General features: G+C 33.4%; 13 protein-coding genes and 5 pseudogenes. 1 reads left to right on the top strand and 17 read right to left on the bottom strand.

Translation table 11 applies throughout. From position 1 onward, the window contains the following. Positions 1–98 precede the first annotated feature (98 nt). A complete protein-coding gene (locus HMPREF9083_RS06735; protein WP_007556375.1) occupies positions 99–227 on the top strand; it encodes an LDCC motif putative metal-binding protein in 129 nt (42 codons plus the stop codon). A gap of 155 nt (positions 228–382) precedes the next feature. Here HMPREF9083_RS06735 and HMPREF9083_RS05230 read toward each other — a convergent pair whose 3' ends face one another. The 17 genes and pseudogenes from HMPREF9083_RS05230 to HMPREF9083_RS05145 all read right to left on the bottom strand — a co-directional run bounded on the left by HMPREF9083_RS05230 (position 383) and on the right by HMPREF9083_RS05145 (position 16,283). Further along, on the bottom strand, positions 383–988 hold the full coding sequence (locus HMPREF9083_RS05230) for a CadD family cadmium resistance transporter (RefSeq protein WP_007556374.1): 606 nt from the start codon (positions 986–988) through the stop codon (positions 383–385). 1,373 nt (positions 989–2,361) lie between these two features. Continuing rightward, complete coding sequence (arsB, locus tag HMPREF9083_RS05220; RefSeq protein WP_007556371.1) at positions 2,362–3,402, bottom strand: ACR3 family arsenite efflux transporter; 1,041 nt, start codon at positions 3,400–3,402, stop codon at positions 2,362–2,364. A 2-nt stretch (positions 3,403–3,404) separates the two neighbouring features. Next, on the bottom strand, positions 3,405–3,809 hold the full coding sequence (locus tag HMPREF9083_RS05215) for an arsenate reductase ArsC (protein WP_007556370.1): 405 nt from the start codon (positions 3,807–3,809) through the stop codon (positions 3,405–3,407). An 8-nt stretch (positions 3,810–3,817) separates the two neighbouring features. Continuing rightward, positions 3,818–5,548: an arsenical pump-driving ATPase gene (gene arsA / locus HMPREF9083_RS05210; RefSeq protein ID WP_007556369.1), complete on the bottom strand. Its 1,731-nt coding sequence runs from the start codon at positions 5,546–5,548 to the stop codon at positions 3,818–3,820. A gap of 12 nt (positions 5,549–5,560) precedes the next feature. Then, positions 5,561–5,938 (bottom strand): arsenite efflux transporter metallochaperone ArsD, encoded by a 378-nt coding sequence (gene arsD / locus HMPREF9083_RS05205; RefSeq protein ID WP_007556368.1) that lies wholly within the window; start codon positions 5,936–5,938, stop codon positions 5,561–5,563. A 110-nt stretch (positions 5,939–6,048) separates the two neighbouring features. After that, positions 6,049–6,330: an ArsR/SmtB family transcription factor gene (locus HMPREF9083_RS05200; protein WP_007556367.1), complete on the bottom strand. Its 282-nt coding sequence runs from the start codon at positions 6,328–6,330 to the stop codon at positions 6,049–6,051. Between the two features lie 505 nt (positions 6,331–6,835). Continuing rightward, positions 6,836–7,491 (bottom strand): annotated as a pseudogene (locus HMPREF9083_RS05195) (DNA-binding protein). Between the two features lie 82 nt (positions 7,492–7,573). Then, a pseudogene (locus HMPREF9083_RS06600) lies at positions 7,574–8,412 on the bottom strand (type IV secretory system conjugative DNA transfer family protein); the annotation flags it as partial. Further along, a pseudogene (locus HMPREF9083_RS05180) lies at positions 8,405–9,128 on the bottom strand (phage antirepressor KilAC domain-containing protein). The pseudogenes HMPREF9083_RS06600 and HMPREF9083_RS05180, both read right to left, overlap by 8 nt. Further along, positions 9,125–9,610: pseudogene (locus HMPREF9083_RS06510) on the bottom strand (PcfB family protein). Before HMPREF9083_RS06510 ends, HMPREF9083_RS05180 begins: the two co-directional pseudogenes overlap by 4 nt. Further along, a pseudogene (locus HMPREF9083_RS05170) lies at positions 9,603–10,082 on the bottom strand (ATP-binding protein); the annotation flags it as partial. The pseudogenes HMPREF9083_RS05170 and HMPREF9083_RS06510, both read right to left, overlap by 8 nt. A 31-nt stretch (positions 10,083–10,113) precedes the next feature. After that, a complete protein-coding gene (locus HMPREF9083_RS05165; protein WP_007556355.1) occupies positions 10,114–11,238 on the bottom strand; it encodes an ISL3 family transposase in 1,125 nt (374 codons plus the stop codon). Beyond that, the gene (locus tag HMPREF9083_RS06845; RefSeq protein ID WP_007556354.1) at positions 11,239–11,448 is read right to left on the bottom strand and encodes a transposase family protein; all 210 of its coding nucleotides are present in this window, start codon (positions 11,446–11,448) and stop codon (positions 11,239–11,241) included. 150 nt (positions 11,449–11,598) lie between these two features. Continuing rightward, on the bottom strand, positions 11,599–13,494 hold the full coding sequence (gene merA / locus HMPREF9083_RS05160) for a mercury(II) reductase (RefSeq protein ID WP_007556353.1): 1,896 nt from the start codon (positions 13,492–13,494) through the stop codon (positions 11,599–11,601). A 28-nt stretch (positions 13,495–13,522) separates the two neighbouring features. Continuing rightward, entirely contained in the window at positions 13,523–13,915 is a 393-nt protein-coding gene (gene merR / locus HMPREF9083_RS05155) for an Hg(II)-responsive transcriptional regulator (RefSeq protein ID WP_001863748.1), read from the bottom strand. A gap of 824 nt (positions 13,916–14,739) precedes the next feature. Continuing rightward, entirely contained in the window at positions 14,740–15,639 is a 900-nt protein-coding gene (locus HMPREF9083_RS05150) for an acetamidase/formamidase family protein (RefSeq protein WP_007556345.1), read from the bottom strand. 251 nt (positions 15,640–15,890) lie between these two features. Next, positions 15,891–16,283, bottom strand: coding sequence for a pyridoxamine 5'-phosphate oxidase family protein (locus HMPREF9083_RS05145; protein WP_035062714.1), 393 nt, complete (start codon positions 16,281–16,283; stop codon positions 15,891–15,893). Positions 16,284–16,389: the final 106 nt, after the last annotated feature.

Below are 16,389 nucleotides of genomic sequence, written 5' to 3'. Positions count from 1 at the left end.
TTGGAAGGAAGTGGAGAGATAAAAAATTGAAAAAATAATTTTTTTCTGGTTAATATTATTTTAGAAAATTTACAAATAATTACCCGAGGAGGTAAAATATGAAGATTTTTGAATCAATAAAAAATAGATGGAAAAAATTATTGAAAAATCTAGCAGAAGAAAATAAAAAATCTTTTGGAAATGAAAAATTAGATTATTGTTCAATGAACAAAAGAGAATATAAATAAAGAAAAAAATGACCATGGCGGAGACTGTGTAAAATTTTGTGTATAGAAACCTCCTGATTAGGGTAAGTAAAAACTAATCAGGAGGAATTTTTATGCCAAAAAAAAAGACCTACTAAAGATTTCCTTTAATAGATCTGAAATATAAAAATAGACTTTTAACTTGTGATTAGGGATATGAGATAATTAATGGTTCCATTTTCAATCAATATATAGAGACCGAGCCCAATAAACACGACTGGTACAATTATTTTTTCGTACTTTTCTACGATCTCTCCAATAGCAGAAATTGAGGCGAGTCTTTGAGATAATTTACATAGAATCAAAATTCCTAACGCAAATATTACTAAACTTATACTAATCTCAATCAAACTCTTACCTGTAAAATAGGGAATATAAATTCCTAAATTATCCCCACCCATTGCTACTGTTAAACTTGTAAATGCTAAGATTTTTGATCCATTTCCTGTAATTTTTCCCTTGATGTCTTCTTCATCAATATCTTCATCCACAAAAATTGATCTTATACCAAGACCTAGTGGAATTAGACCAAGGAGTCCGATTATCCAATCTTGTGGAATAAAATTTAAAAAGTAAGCGGCAATAAGACTAACCAGTACAAGCAGTCCTGTACCTAAATACTGTCCTGCATAAATTGATTTCAAACCTTTCTTGCCTTGACTGGCGAATAAAATAGTTAAAACAACTAAATAGTCAATTGATGTAGAGACAAAAACTAATAAAGCGGATACTATTGTTTCCATTATTTCTCCTTTCAAAATGTTTAATTTTTTAGACAATCAAAAATTGACTGCAAACACATTGTGCCTTGGCAGTTGCCAATGGAGACATTTGAAGAAATAACTTAACAATTTTCCCACCTTTCCTTTTAATATTAGCTATAGTGTACTATAATATTCGGATTTTATCAAGTATGCTGATAGATATCCACGCAAACTATAGAGATTGAAATTATATAAAATTAGATATGCCAAACATCATTTATTTAATATTGAACCATCTCATTCATTCTTTTCTGAACTGTGTACTAATCATATCCACCTTGTAGATTAAGTCCATGACCAGCAGATGCTGGATGGGTAATGGCTACAGGAATTTTACCTTGATTTCATTCTTTAAGGTCTTCATTTGTTTTAAGTTCTCATAGATATCTCTTTCTTTATTTGATAGCCTTACAAAGGCTTCAATGTTTACCTTCTATGGCATTTTCAGGTAATCTTCAGCGTTCACAAAAGCTGTGATATCTGATATTTTTACTAATTATTTCACTTGTCAAGTCCTAATATCTATCCTGTCTACACACCCTACATTTTTTACTATTAATATGTTTCTACATGGTGTTTTTCTAATAGAAAAATGGCTTTTAAGATTTCTTCTAAAATCCTAAAAGCCATTGATTTCAGCACTTTTATAGCTTGTTATTCTATTTTCTTGTCATCAATACCACGCTCTCCACATGGCTTGAGTGGTCAGTATGGTCAAACTTTAATTCCTTTCTAAAAGCCTCGTATGTGGGAATATGTACACTAATTGATTCATTATAAATCAACAGCATCCCGGAATTTGATCTTGAATAAAATTCCACATCTATAACCTCCTTAAATTTAAGATTCTTAATTTTCTAAAAATCAGTCTATTATATTGTTAGCACTATTATATTGTTAGCAATATTTACTAAAAATAACATAACAGGTACTTCAGTAAGAACACTTACAATGCAAGCAGGGCCACCCTTTGTAAGAGTCGACCACGCAAAAACCATAGCGATACATGGCGCAACTCCGAGCAAAACATCCCACGCTAAATAATTATTTGCCAAATCATTAGGAGCGTTTGTTCTCTTCTTTTGGTATTCCGTGCAAAACCTACCATCCACTAGATTAAGGCATCCTGGATAAGAGCAGGATCGCTTTGGCTTTCTTGGCAATCCTTCCACCTCCTAATGGCCATAAGAAAAGCCCCGAAGGTTTCCCACCAAGGCTTATATTATATTTCTTGCTAATTATATAGTACCACAGACTATAGTCGGACATTCTAGGACATTTAGGGCCTATATCTGATCTGGCATTTTGTAAATTAATACTACTTGTTTGTTGTTAGCAGTTTTAACTCATATTCAACGATTAAATTTATTTTCCATAGAGTTGGCAATTCTTACCAAGGCCAACATAACAGGAACTTCAACCAGAACGCCTACTACAGTTGCTAAGGTAGCTCCTGATGATAGTCCAAATAGAGATATAGCAACTGCAACGGACAGCTCAAAAAAGTTAGATGCACCAATCATGGCACATGGAGCTGCTATTGAATATGGTAGCTTTGCTAAATATGCCATGAAAAATGTTACTCCAAATATAAACAAAGTTTGAATAATCAAAGGAATTGCAATAAGGACAATATTTAATGGTTGATCCAATATCTTCTGTCCTTGAAATGAAAATATTATAATCAAGGTCAACAATAATCCCACCATAGTATATTTATCAAATGCAGGGATAAAAGTATTATTTAGGTAGTCCTCCCCTTTATTTTTAATGGTTATACTTCTAGTTATCACGCTTAAAACAAGAGGAACGACAATAAATAATACAATGGACAATAAAAGTGTTTCCCATGGAATATTTACATTTCCAACCTTTAATAAGAAGCTCACAATTGGTATATATGCAACCAAAATTATTAGGTCGTTACTAGCTACTTGTACTAAGGTATAGGCACTATCACCTCTTGTTAACTTACTCCACACAAATACCATTGCGGTACATGGTGCAGCTCCCAGTAAAACCGCTCCTGCTAAATATTCTGATGCCAATTCCTTATTAATAAATCCTTTATAAACAATAAAGAAAAATAAGGACGCGATTATATACATAGTGAGTGGCTTAATGATCCAATTTACAAACCATGTAATAAATAGACCCTTAGGATTTTTTCCTATGTCTTTTATACTCTTAAAATCAATTTTCAACATCATTGGATAAATCATTATCCAAAGTAAAATTGTTGTCGGTATAGACACGTTGTAGAACTCAAATTTTCCTAACCACTCTGGAATATAAGGAAAATAGTTCCCAACAAGTACGCCTGTTACCATACAAATTAACACCCAAAAAGTCAGGTTTTTCTCAAAAAAACCAATATCATTTGTTTTCTTCATTCTTAATTTGCCTCAACTTCCTCAATTAATTTATGAACCTTACTTTCAATCTCCTTAATAGTTTTTATAAACTCTTCATCATTTTTTCCACTAGGATCGTCAAGTCCCCAATCATCTTTTTTAACAGTGTAAGGTAGTATTGGACAAACAACATTACATCCCATTGTAATTAGGTAATCAACTTCAGGAATATCATTTAAAAGTTTTGGCTTTTGAGTTTCTTCCATATCAACTCCATACATTTCCTTGACAAGCCTTACTGCATCCTGATTAATTTGATCCTTTAATTCTGTCCCTGCAGAATATACCTCTATAGAATCTCCAGCGAATTTTTTTGTCAGTGCTTCAGCGATTTGACTTCTACATGAATTGTGAACACACACAAAGGCAACTTTAGTTTTCTTCATTTTTCCTCCTATATATCATAAAGTTTATCTCCGTGAAGGTCTTCTTTTGTCCATTCAACGACGGCTAGTTTTCCTGAATTATGATCTAATATCTTGTTAATCCACTTAACTTCTTCATTTGCTTTAGCTGATAACATCTTGTTGCTAGGATTTGCTTTATATAGGGATGAATTAACAAGCCACCAATTTGTATGAATTGATGCTCTTTTTAGATCTTCTTCTAGTCTATATGCCTCATAAAATGGAGTAGCCTCCGCCAAGCTAAGGATTAATACTTCTGTTTCCTCTCCCCTTAATCTAGGTAACAATTTTTTTACAGATTCAGGTATTTGTCCTTGTGTTCTTTCAACTTCTTGATGATAACTTTGAGTTGAATCTAAAAGTAACAAGGTATGACCGGTAGGAGCAGTATCAATTACCACTATTTCATCATCCGCCTTTTCCACAAGCTCTGCAAAAGCTCTAAATACAGCTATTTCCTGTGTACATGGTGATCTTAAATCTTCCTCAATGTAAGCTACATCATCCTCACTCATTGTTTTCCTTGCATTTTCAAGTACTTCATCTTGATATTTTTTTAATTCTTCTTTTTCATCAATATGACTCATAGAAATTCCACTTGAACTATCTATCATATATTTTATATGGTCAGCAGGATCTGTTGTAGCTAGGTGTACCTTTTTACCCAGTTTGCTTAGCTTGAGGGCAACAGAAGATGCAATAGTAGTCTTTCCTACACCACCCTTTCCCATAGTAAAGATTACTTTTCTATTGTTTCTTACAAGATCATTAACAACATCATCTAAATTAAAGAGTTTGCCTTTTACTTCAACTTTTTGTTCATTTATTTGATCTTTCTTAAGAAGATTTCTTATGGAGTCAATTCCAGTAATGTTATATGATCTTAAGGCAATCGTATAGGTATCAAACTCAGTTAACATCTCTGGCATATTTTCAAGGGCTGATTGTTGTTTCTTATATATACTTTCAGATAAGTCATCATCATATTTTTCTAAAAGACCATTAATCACTAATATTTGATTTTTTACACCAATCTCAGATAGCTCTTTTGATGCTCTGGCTACCTCATTAAGTGGTGTTTTATCAGGCCTTGTAACCAATACTAGGGTTGTTAAACTCTCATCTGATAAATTTTCAACTGCCTTTTTATATATTTCTTTTTTAGCCTCTAATCCTGATAACTGTCCTAAACAGGATGCTCCATGTGTGCTTTCACTGATAAAATCAGTCCAGGCAGAAGGAAGCTGTAACATTCTAAGGGTATGACCTGTAGGTGCTGTATCAAATATAATATGGTCATAGTCTGTATTGAGCTTAGAATTTGTAATGAAATTAGAAAACTCATTAAAGGCAGCAATCTCTACTGTACAAGATCCAGATAGCTGTTCTTCCATATTCTCAATAACAGAATCAGGCAATTTGCCCCTAAAAGGTCCTACTACACTTTCTTTATAGTTATGTGCTGCTTCCAATGGATCTAGATTGATTACTTCTAAATTATCTACTCCTTTAATTGGCTTTGCCTTACCGTCTAATTCTGTTTCAAAAACATCTTGCAGATTTGAAACAGGGTCTGTACTAATAAGTAGTACTTTCTTTCCTTCATCTGCTAAATTAACTGCTGTTGCACAAGCTGTAGATGTTTTACCAACACCACCCTTTCCTGTGAAAAATAGATATTTAGTTAGTTTTATATCTTCAATATTAAATTCTTTCATAATAAATCCCCCTTAGCAACAAGAGCTGTTACTTCCACAACACCCTTGATTTGCTTCTTTATCCTCACTACTTTCAAGATAATCTTTAGAAATTTGTAAAAGTTCCATTATTTCTTCATTTTTTGGATATCTTCCTTCTATGACTATATCGTCGTCCACAAGAATTAAAGGCAGAATATCGACTCCATTTTTATCCAAAGCATCTTTTACCTTCTTATTATTGACAAATGCCATTGGCTCACTTGATAAATTGTATCTTTCAATAGTGACACCATTTTTCTTTAAGTTGTTAATTACTGTAGAAATACGCACTAGTTCAGGATCTACATTAACTCCACAAACACCTGTATCACAACACATAGCTGGTTCATAAATTGACATTCTTTTCATTTTTTTACACCCTTTCTTCAATCTCTAAATTAAACTTTTTAAATTAAACTTTATTAATATATCAATTTTTTTGATATGAGGAGCATTTTTTTAGTTACCCCTAAAGGTAACTAATTTCTTGTTGTAGCTTCTATAAACATCTCTATTATTTTTTGTCTTCCTTGCTCAGATATAGTGTAGTAAACCCATTTGCCATCTTCTCTTGCTGTAACAATTCCTGACTCTATCAATATTTTCATATGGTATGACAAGCCTGATTGTGTTAAATCTAGTTTTTCTAGTAAATCACAGGCACATTCTTCTCCATTTTTTAATAAATCTAATATCTCTAGGCGAATCGCCACTGAGAAGGCTTTAAATATCTTTGCAGTTTTTACTAAATCTCTGTTCATAAAAGTTCCTCACATCAAATTTCCTTGATATGTTTATATATTACTAGTTGTTCTTCTTGTCAAGTCTATTTTCGTGAAATATCAAAAATACTTCTGATAATCTTATCATCTATATTATTATTAATGTTAGTTTCTTCTTTTCTGATTCCTTGATGGAATTTCCTTTTTTCTTTTTGTATCTGAACCTTAAGAGATGAATATGTCATTCCTTGTGTTCCATAAAGTCATAGTGCATCCTTTTCAAATACTACAATAAATATCGTTCCTCCCTTCGCTCCATTTCCATTACAGAAACTTCTTCGCTACTATGGATTCTGCTGACTTCTCACTATTCGTTGTTACTACTATTTCGCTATTGCTTTCTCTCTCCTAGATGTCCCCATCTAAAACTTGCAAGTCGCTATTAGATTCGTTGGTAACTACGCTCTGTAGGGATTTTCATCCCAGCATTAAAACATGCCCGTCATAACAAAAAAAATAAAGGCAGTCCTAAGACTGCCGGTATTTACCTCTCTGCACCTTTGCTATGATCTTTCTTATTAGATTTAGTTTTATCGTCTGTCTTAAAGCTTTTTATTTGCCCTAATATGGACTTTTTATCTTTATCTTGACTCTTTACTTGTTCTTTTGCTTTTAAGAGCTTAGAAGATAAAATACGGACATTTTTATATTCCTTTCCGTTATTGTCAATGCTTGTTTTTACTTGTCCAAATATTTTAACAAAATCTCCTTGCTTTAAGTTCTCTAAATCTTTTGTCTTATCTCCATAGGCTGAACAATTTGTATAAATTTTATTCCCATCGTCATCCTTTGAAACAATTGAAAAGTTGCTTACCTTGAACTTTTCTCCATTAGAATTTTCTCTTTCAAGATTTTCTACTTTGCCAGCTATATTACCTACGAGATTTATGAGGTCGTCTTTTTCTTCAATTCCATTGGTATTTTCAACAATCTTACCTTGTTCTTTCGTATCATCTATCATATAGTCAAAGTCATCACTTAGTAGACCTGTTGTATCATTGTTCATATATAAAACATAGGCTTCTTCAAGCGCCTTTCGTCAGTAACGCCTTTTTCTATGCTCACAAGTGCTTTTATAAAATCCTTGTAATTATCATTGATCATTTCTTCTAAGTTTTCTCTAATATCTTTACATTCCATAATTTCCTCCTTGTACTAAATAAAGAGAGCCTTTCGCCCTCCTCTATCTTTCTTGTCCTTTTTCATCTTTTTCTTGATTTTTATCTTTTTCTTCTTCTGGTGCTTCATAATAGATATAGCCGATGAGGGCAGTATAATATAGCTTCTCAGCCTTTACCCAAAAATATTCTCCTGCCTTTTCTCCATCTCCCTTGGTATTAGCAATGATTGTTTAAACAAGCTTTAAAATATCTTTTTCACCTCTCAAATATGCAAAGGGATTGTATTTCATGGACTTTTTGAAATTTATTGTGTTTAAAATCTTTATATCATATCCATTTTCATAAAGCATTTTCCCACACACTAATGCAAGTGTCCCCTTTTGGTCTGTTACCACACAGGAAGAGTGCATTTGCATTAAATTTGGCTTTACATAAAATCTTGTCTTACCTGATCCAGAACCTCCTATTACTAATACATTTTTATTTCTAGCATATTTAGGATTTTTAGGTCTTGAGTTCATTGTAAGTCTTTCGGTATTAGTTATTAGAACATTGTTTTCAAACTTTGGGTCAATATATGGAGCAATATCTTTGCTTTCTCCCCATCTTGCAGATCCATACTCTTTACCTTGCCTATATTCTTTTTGTTTTTACCTTTACTATAAACAATCAACTTAACAAGAGCAGCAACTGAAATACCTACTAACAAGTCCCTTGGATTAAGGCTTGGTATATAAGATAAAGTTCCCATATCAAAAATTCCCACCATTATTCTATCAATAATATCTCCTCCTACATAAGAATTGATGTGCTTAGAAAAGATATTTCCAATGTAGAAAAAGGACAGATAAGGAATGTTTGCTAATATAAATTTCTTTGGGTCTTCTATTTTAATTAAGTTTTTAATATCAGAAAGAATGGCTTCTAATACCTTATTCATCGTAGAAACCTTCACTATCTAATAAAATTAGTAGGTAGTGTCTTCCTTTTGGTGTTATAAATGTTTGTATTCCTACAAGTGTACTTAGTGGATCAACCCATTCTTTTACTTCAAAATATTCCTTGTTCTTATCTGCATAAGGCAAAAGTTTCTTTTTCTTATCTCTATAAATTAATCCCTTATCCATTAAAAAACTTATAAACTGATTTTGTGGTATTCCTAACTCTTTGGCAGTATTTCTAAAGTTTGTAAGTAGGTTATAATCTACTAATTTGTCATAATAGTCTGCCTTTGGTCTTAATTCTTCAATCTCTTGGCAATAATTCTATTGGCTACTAGAATTGCATCTGCAAGTAGCTCTTCGTTTGTTTTCTTTTCTTACCCTGCTATATATCCTCCATTTTCCTAATACTTGGTAAGACTTCTCTAATTACCCAGACTTTGAATATTTTTGCTTGTGGTAATTTTGATGAAAAGATAAGTGAATACAATCCTGATTCGTTAATTATTGAGATATTCTGTATTCCTCCAGGTGTGTTCCATTTCGTTACATCCTTATCTTCCTCATCTACATGGTCATAAACAGCTTTTCTTGGATTAACATATCCTAGCATAGTTACTACTTCATTAGCTATAAAGAAAAACTCACTGTCTTTTTCTATAACAGTGAGTTTCTCAAAATTCTTATTTTCAAATGTTTTTAAATTACTTATCATAAGTTTTGCTCCTTATGTTTATTTTTAACTTTATCTTTACTAATGGTGTCCTTAGCCATATCTTTAAACTTATTTATAGTATTCGTTATTGAATCTTTTCTATCGGCCGTTTTTTCAGAAGCCTTAACTGCTTTTTTAAAGGCATGTTCCATTACCTTTATATCCTTAGATTGAAAAAACACAGAATGTTTACCAGTTTCCTTACCTTTCACAACAGAAAACTTCACTCCGTGTTTGTTTAAAATTTTCTTTAGTTCTTTTAACTCAGGATCTTTTAGATTAATTTCTTCTAACTGTCCCTTTTTAACCATATCCTTTAGTTTTACTTCTTATCCACTATTTTTCATTACATTTTTCAAGCCTCCTTGTTCTTCTATTTGCTTTTGTACTTTCTTTAAGGCAGCAAGAATTGCTTTACTTGTTGCTTTTGCAAGCCTTACTTCAAGATTTAGACTCGACCTAGATACTTCTTCATTAATCATCTATTCCACCTCCATATAAAAGTAACTCTTTGTATTTTCTTAACTTCTCTTGTTGAATTTTTCTTCTAAAATCTTCTCCCGTAACTTTAACTGGTATTGTCATTTCAAGTATTCTTGAATATATTCTCTGATACTCAAGGTCTATATTAGGATTTTGAATAATTTCCAATGATAAGTTTGTAGTAAAAATTGTTGGCCTACCCTTTAAGTATCTTGAGTTTATAATGTTATATACTTGTTCTCTTGCATAAGATGTATCCCTTTCGCTTCCAAGGTCATCTAATATTAACAAAGGAATATTAGATAAGTTATTTATAATTCCATTGTAATCTAACTTAAATGCAGATTTTTGTATTTGATTTATAACCTGAGATAAATTCATAATCTTAACTTTAACTTGTTTTCTTTCGATTAATTCATTTGCAATTGAACAAGCAAGATAAGTTTTTCCACTACCAACATCTCCATAAAATGGGTATTCGGATTTTATGGTGGAAAAGGGCTTATAAATCACCCTTCTCCAAATTCTTAATAAGTGTGGAAAAATCGACACCAAAGTTGTCTGTAATGTCGTGATCATTCACTTCATACCAATTGAAAGTATCGTATAACATAGCTTTATTGAAAGCACTTGAATTAAATCGTGGCTTACGCTTTTTATGGAGCTTCTCATTGAAAAGGATTTTGGCTCGTGAGGCATCAAACGAGTAACCTCTACCCATTCGCTCTACCTGCCTAATAATGCTGTTAATTGACTCCGTATAAGCATTAGTGAGCCTTTTATCAAAGTAGTTGAATATTTCGACATGCCAGTTGTCTACGGCTCTCATGAGGTCTTTATATGCGTCTTTAGAGTTGCTGGACATACAACGGTGTCTCCATTGACTATAACGAAGATGACCTTCATCTGGATCAGGAGTATCCCATATCCAGTAAAACTCTTCTTTGAGTTCATAGGCTTCTTTTAAAGCAGGAAGATTACCTAACCAAGTATCTAAGAGGAATGATTCACGTTCATTTAAATCGTGTTTACGCTTTAGAAGGATAAACCTTTCACGCATAAGGGTACGTCTTTCTTTTTGGCTCATATGGGCTTTCAAAGACTTTCTTCTGACGTTATCTAAGGATTGATTAGCCATTCTAACTACATGAAACTTATCTACGACAACTTTAGCGTGTGGAAGGATAGTGTTCACTGCGTCCTTGTAGGGCTTCCACATATCCATTGTGACGTACTCAATGTAAGTCCTGTCACTGATTTCTGAAAGACGTTGGATGACTGTCTCCTTCTTACGGTTAGGCTTGATGTCATAAATAGTCCTGCGTTCAATATTAGTCAATACAAGCCGAGGTCTACGGATAATATGTATCTCGTCTATCCCAAGCCACTTAGGAGTTTCAAACTGGTATTCACGTTCTTTGAGTGCCACATAGTCCTTAAAAACGTTCCTAATGGTTTTCTCGTCAACACCAACGCTTTCTGCGACTTCTACAAAGGTCTTAGACATGGATTGCTCTTGAATGGACTTTAAAAGCCTTTTGGTCATACTACGCTTTTCATCTACAGATATTAGGCGTTCCCAGAAGGTAGATCCGCATTCACGACACTTGTATCGTCTACGGTTCAATTATAAGCCCACTCGCTTTAAACGAATGGGCAAATCCATAATTAGTTGATTTCTTGAACTGTGTTTGTACAACTTGTCAAAACCACATTCAGGACAACGTTCAGGTGGTCCGACTGCTTCAACTTTAAACATCATATCGGTTTCATTTTCTTGTGGCGGTTCTATTGTTTTAATGTCTGGTAGGAATAATAAGTCTGAGATATTATTCATCCTTTATTACTCTGCGGTGTTAAGGTATCAATTATAGATTTGATGTCGAAATCATCAGTGTTAAATTATTTTTGTGACCACAAATGCACTTAGAAAATTCCTTAAAGCATTAGCTGGTTCACTTGAATAGGGAGTTGTAAAAAAGTTCCCTTAGCCTGCACAGCAAGATAATTTCGAAACATCTTTATCAAAAGTTAGGACAGCCAGCTTCAATCCTTCTGACATTGTTAGATATGGAGCCATCGTTTCTCTCAGATCTCCAACAGTTAAACCGAATTTCACAGCTAATGTTGCTGCATAAATTACGTCTCCTGCGTTTTCTGCCACTACATGCGCCCCTAACACTTTCAATGTTTTCGCGTCTGCCACTAATTTGAAAACACCTGTTGTTTCCCGATTAACGAGCGCTCTTGGAACAGCATCCAACGGCAATACCGATGTTTCCACTTCATATCCTTTTTCTTTTGCCTGTTGCTCCGTTAAACCAACCGTTGCAATCGATGGAGAAGTAAACGTAACGCCTGGAACCACTTCTAAATTGACCTTTTGATTTAGTCCTCCGATTGCATTACGAGCAGCAAGTCCACCTTCATAAGCAGCTACATAAACAAATTGGGGACCGAGAGTGACATCTCCAGCTGAATAAATTCGGGAATTGGTCGTTTTAAGATAATCATCAATGACAATTTCACCACGGGAACCAACTTCAACGCCTGCTGCATGTAAGTTTAATGATTCTGTATTTGGTTTTCTTCCAGTGGCAATTAGCAATTGTTCTGCTTCAATAATTCGTTTTTTACCATTTATCTCAACATGAACTTTTTTAATGTCTCCATCTTGCTCAACTCGTTCATAGGTTGCACCTGTTACTAAATTAATTCCCTGTTCTGTTAAGGCCTTAGTAATGGCTTCTGAAATTTCAGGATCGTATTCTTTTAATAGACGCTCGCTTCTTTGAATCAAAGTGACTTCTGACCCGAGGTTATGAAATAGTTGTCCTAATTCCATGCCTATATATCCTGAACCAATTACGGTAAGACGATTTGGAACCTTCTTTAATTCCAATAAGCTAGTGCTTGTTAAATAATCTACTTCATCTAATCCGGGAATATTAGGTGCAGTTGAAGAAGCACCTGTAGCTATTAAAAATCTTTTGGCTGTGATTTGATTGCCATTTACTTCAACTGTATTTTCATTTACGAATTTTGCTTCACCTTTTATTAATTCAAAACCATAATCATCAATTAAATTCACATATTTTTCATTTCGCATCTCGGTTACTAAATCATTCTTTTGTTTTACTAATGGCGCTAAATCAACATTTGAAGCCGAAGTGTGTAATCCCACAAATGGATTATTTTTTGCTAGATGATTGATTTCCCCTGCTCTTAATAAGGTCTTAGAAGGAACGCATCCGACATTAACGCAAGTTCCACCCACCGTTCCACGCTCAATCATAGCCACTTTTGCGTTCAAAGTAACGGCTTCAATGGCAGATGAAAAGGCAGCTCCACCAGAACCGATGATGATGTAATCATAATCATAGTTACCTTCATCATTTAAACTTACATCTGTCCTTTTTTCCGATTGCACTTGTATTTCTTCTGCTTCGCCCGGTTGATATTGTGCGTCAGTAATCGCTGTTTTCGCGATATCAATGTCTACATCATACGGTAGTTCAAACAGTGCTTCTCCGCGACGAAAGTCTACTTCAATCCCTTTTGCACCTGCATTTTCAAGAGCAACCGCAATATGTTCTTCACAACCAGTGCAGGTCATTCCTTCAACGTCTAGCCGATATTTTTTCAATAAATTCGTCTTTTGTTCCGATTGAAATTCTTCTGCTTCGCCCGGGTGATAGTTTGCGTCAGCAATCGCCTTTATTGCACTTTCAACCTCAATATCATCGGGCAGTTCAAATACTGCTTCACCACGACGATAACTAGACTCAATATTTTTAGCACCTATCTTTTCAAGTGCTGATTCTACGTGTTTTTCACAACCCGTACAAGTCATTCCTGAAATGTTTACCTTAAATTTATTCATAAAAAAGCTCCTTTCGTTAATTAATCTCTCATGTTAATGTTTCTATTATTGGACACGAATGTAATTGCTTTTCATCTGGACATCGTTGTTTTAAGTCGTCTAACATAGTTTCAATTCGTTTTAAATCCTCTATTTGTTTTTGCACTTCCTTTTGTTTTTTAGAAACAAATTCGAACATATCTTGACAACGAACTTCATCTTTATCTACAACACCAAGTAATTTATAAATCTCGCTTAAAGAAAAACCAAGTTCCTGTATTCGTTTAATAAACCCAACACGCTTAACGTCATCATATGAATATATCCGATAACCAGCTTCCGTTCGGTGAGGTTCTTGTAATAAATTTTTTCGCTCGTAATATCTGATCGTTTCTTTATTAACTCCACATTTATCTGCAAACTCACTAATTCGATAAATCATCTTATTTCACCCCATGAATATTATAAACCGTGTACCATAGTACAAGGTCAAGTAAATTGGACTATTTTATTTTTTTCCCAAAGTATCACTCGTATGTGATTGATACTTTTATATAATACTATTGATTATCCTAACATCCCACCAGAAAATCCGATTTAAACACCAGTTGTTTTTAAACTATTAAGAAAGTAATTCCACTATATATTCCGAAGACCCCAAATAATTTTATGGATTTTATTCATTTCATTCTCCTTATTTGTTTGATACCTTATTACAAATATATAAAGTATATAAATTTATAAATTTAAATGTTTCATTCAATCTCTTATTATCCCCCCCCCGAATATATTTTGTATATATTATGTACAATTTATATGATTAAAATTTTATTTTTATAAAATAATTATAAACTGCACACATTCATATATCCGCATCAGTTTTACTCCGGATATGATTTTTATGTAAGAATTCTTCCGATATAACATCATTCATAACTTTCCTCATATTCAATTTATATTTATAACATTTTTTACGCCAATAATTTACAATTCTTTAAATTTACTTTCAATTTCCGGAGAAACGTTTAATATAAAATGATAGCTTCAGCAAGTAGCTACACACGAGCAAAATCTCATACCACATCAAAAATATTCCGAAATAAGAAAAGACTTACTGAATTCTATAAAATACATGGTAAATTCCTAATCACAAATACAATATAATATTGACTGCATACAACAAAAAGACGTAAAGTTGCACTTGATTTAACGATTAAAGGCATGCAAAAACCGGAAGCTTTATCGCTTCCGGTCAATTTATCTCTTTTAACCTATCAACGGTTTTTTATTCAATACTTTAGGTGTTCCTACTCTGAATGAATTTCCACCGGCTTCAGCTACCAAACATGCTTGGTTTGCTGAAAGAAGTCCTTGAATCGACATGTACATTGATGTATCTGTGTAATCCAATCCATATGCATTGGAAATCAATCTGTGCAGTTCTACATATCCTGAATGAATAGCTTCATCACATGTAGCACCACGTGTATTTACGTAGTACGCATCTTTTGTTTCAAGTACGGGCCAATTTAGTTTGAAGTTTTTAAGTATACTTACTCTTACAATTACTTCTCCGGCTATTTCTATACCGTTTCCGCAAACTTCTCCGTCCGCCATTGTTGCATGTAAATCTCCCATTGCAAGCAATGCACCTTTTACCCTTACGGGGAACCACATGCGAACACCTTTTTGTATCATCGGATTGTCCATATTTCCGCCGTGATTTCCTACAAATCCTGTCGCAATATCTTCTCCGTCAGGAGCTGTACCTATAACACCTACCATCGGTGCTGCCGGCCATACCATATTGTGCTTGTCCCAATATACTTTTCCGTCTTTTATTTTCATTACATGTGTACGCAATTCGCTTTTTGCTGCAAACGGTCCACATTCAGGAATTGAACATACTACACCTTGATCTGCAACGGAGATATCCAAAATGTCTACTGCAAGTGCATCTCCTACTTCCGCTCCTTCAATGTATACGGGACCGGCTGCCGGATTCGTATGCTTCCAATCTACCGATGCTGCAACATCTTTTTCCGTCTTTATTTGACCTTCATAACAATCATGAATAACAAATTTCACAACGTCATTATTTTTTACTGTTGCCACCGGTTTTGCATCCTTTGAAAATGCATAAATTGCACCTTTAACTTCCAACATATGTACCTCCTTTTACAATCAATAATTTTAAAACCATTTAAAATTTTACACTTTGTATCTAATAAAGTTATAGTTTAATAACTTTATTTATATATTACTCTAAATTAAATAAAATTGCAATATATTTAAAAAATATCTTAATATTTTACAATATATATTTTAATTCAATACAAAAAATACCGGAGTCAGTTCAATTCCAACTCCGATATTAGGTCCTCACCTTAAAGTATAAAACTTTTAAAGACTTTAATTTATTCTTCTACGTATAATTTTCCTGCTTTAGGACCGGATGCCATTGTATAAATTGTTTTAATTTCAATAATAACTGCTGCAGCTTTCGGACGTACACCGGCTTTTTCTTTTGCGAGTTCCATGTGTTCTTCATCTGTGTAACTCTTTGCTATTCCGTCAAATCTGAATCCGAAGTTCTTTTCTCTTTGTATGAAAGTAACTGATATTTTTCCGTTTGCTTTGATATTCGCATGATGTTTTCCGTCTGTATTTTCACAGAAAATAAGATGTGTATCGTCAAGAACTCTCATGGTTCTTTTAGGTCCTACATTAGGATTACCTTCATTATCGGCAGTTGCAATATATGCCAATTCAGTTTTTACCAATTCTTTCATTTCTTCTGTCAGTTTCATGTTAATAACCTCCGATGTATATAAATTTATATTGATATTTATCATTATATTATATAGTATAACAAAATTTTTCGAATTCGCAAATAAAAAACTTTCTTGCAAAGTT

It is taken from the genome of Dialister micraerophilus DSM 19965, assembly GCF_000194985.1.
In the GTDB taxonomy this organism is placed as follows: Bacteria; Bacillota; Negativicutes; order Veillonellales; family Dialisteraceae; genus Dialister; species Dialister micraerophilus.
Note: the sequence above shows the minus strand (reverse complement) of the source record. Positions and strands in the feature narration are given on the sequence as shown.

What these genes read in the sequence shown, in the direction of transcription:
- arsD (WP_007556368.1), bottom strand. Translation starts at nt 5,938, where the DNA reads ATGAAAAGAATGTCAATTTATGAACCAGCTATGTGTTGTGATACAGGT.
- arsA (WP_007556369.1), bottom strand. Translation starts at nt 5,548, where the DNA reads ATGAAAGAATTTAATATTGAAGATATAAAACTAACTAAATATCTATTT.
- HMPREF9083_RS06845 (WP_007556354.1), bottom strand. Translation starts at nt 11,448, where the DNA reads ATGAATAATATCTCAGACTTATTATTCCTACCAGACATTAAAACAATA.
- arsB (WP_007556371.1), bottom strand. Translation starts at nt 3,402, where the DNA reads ATGAAGAAAACAAATGATATTGGTTTTTTTGAGAAAAACCTGACTTTT.
- HMPREF9083_RS06735 (WP_007556375.1), top strand. Translation starts at nt 99, where the DNA reads ATGAAGATTTTTGAATCAATAAAAAATAGATGGAAAAAATTATTGAAA.
- HMPREF9083_RS05200 (WP_007556367.1), bottom strand. Translation starts at nt 6,330, where the DNA reads ATGAACAGAGATTTAGTAAAAACTGCAAAGATATTTAAAGCCTTCTCA.
- merA (WP_007556353.1), bottom strand. Translation starts at nt 13,494, where the DNA reads ATGAATAAATTTAAGGTAAACATTTCAGGAATGACTTGTACGGGTTGT.
- HMPREF9083_RS05145 (WP_035062714.1), bottom strand. Translation starts at nt 16,283, where the DNA reads ATGAAACTGACAGAAGAAATGAAAGAATTGGTAAAAACTGAATTGGCA.
- HMPREF9083_RS05230 (WP_007556374.1), bottom strand. Translation starts at nt 988, where the DNA reads ATGGAAACAATAGTATCCGCTTTATTAGTTTTTGTCTCTACATCAATT.
- HMPREF9083_RS05150 (WP_007556345.1), bottom strand. Translation starts at nt 15,639, where the DNA reads ATGTTGGAAGTTAAAGGTGCAATTTATGCATTTTCAAAGGATGCAAAA.
- merR (WP_001863748.1), bottom strand. Translation starts at nt 13,915, where the DNA reads ATGATTTATCGAATTAGTGAGTTTGCAGATAAATGTGGAGTTAATAAA.
- HMPREF9083_RS05215 (WP_007556370.1), bottom strand. Translation starts at nt 3,809, where the DNA reads ATGAAGAAAACTAAAGTTGCCTTTGTGTGTGTTCACAATTCATGTAGA.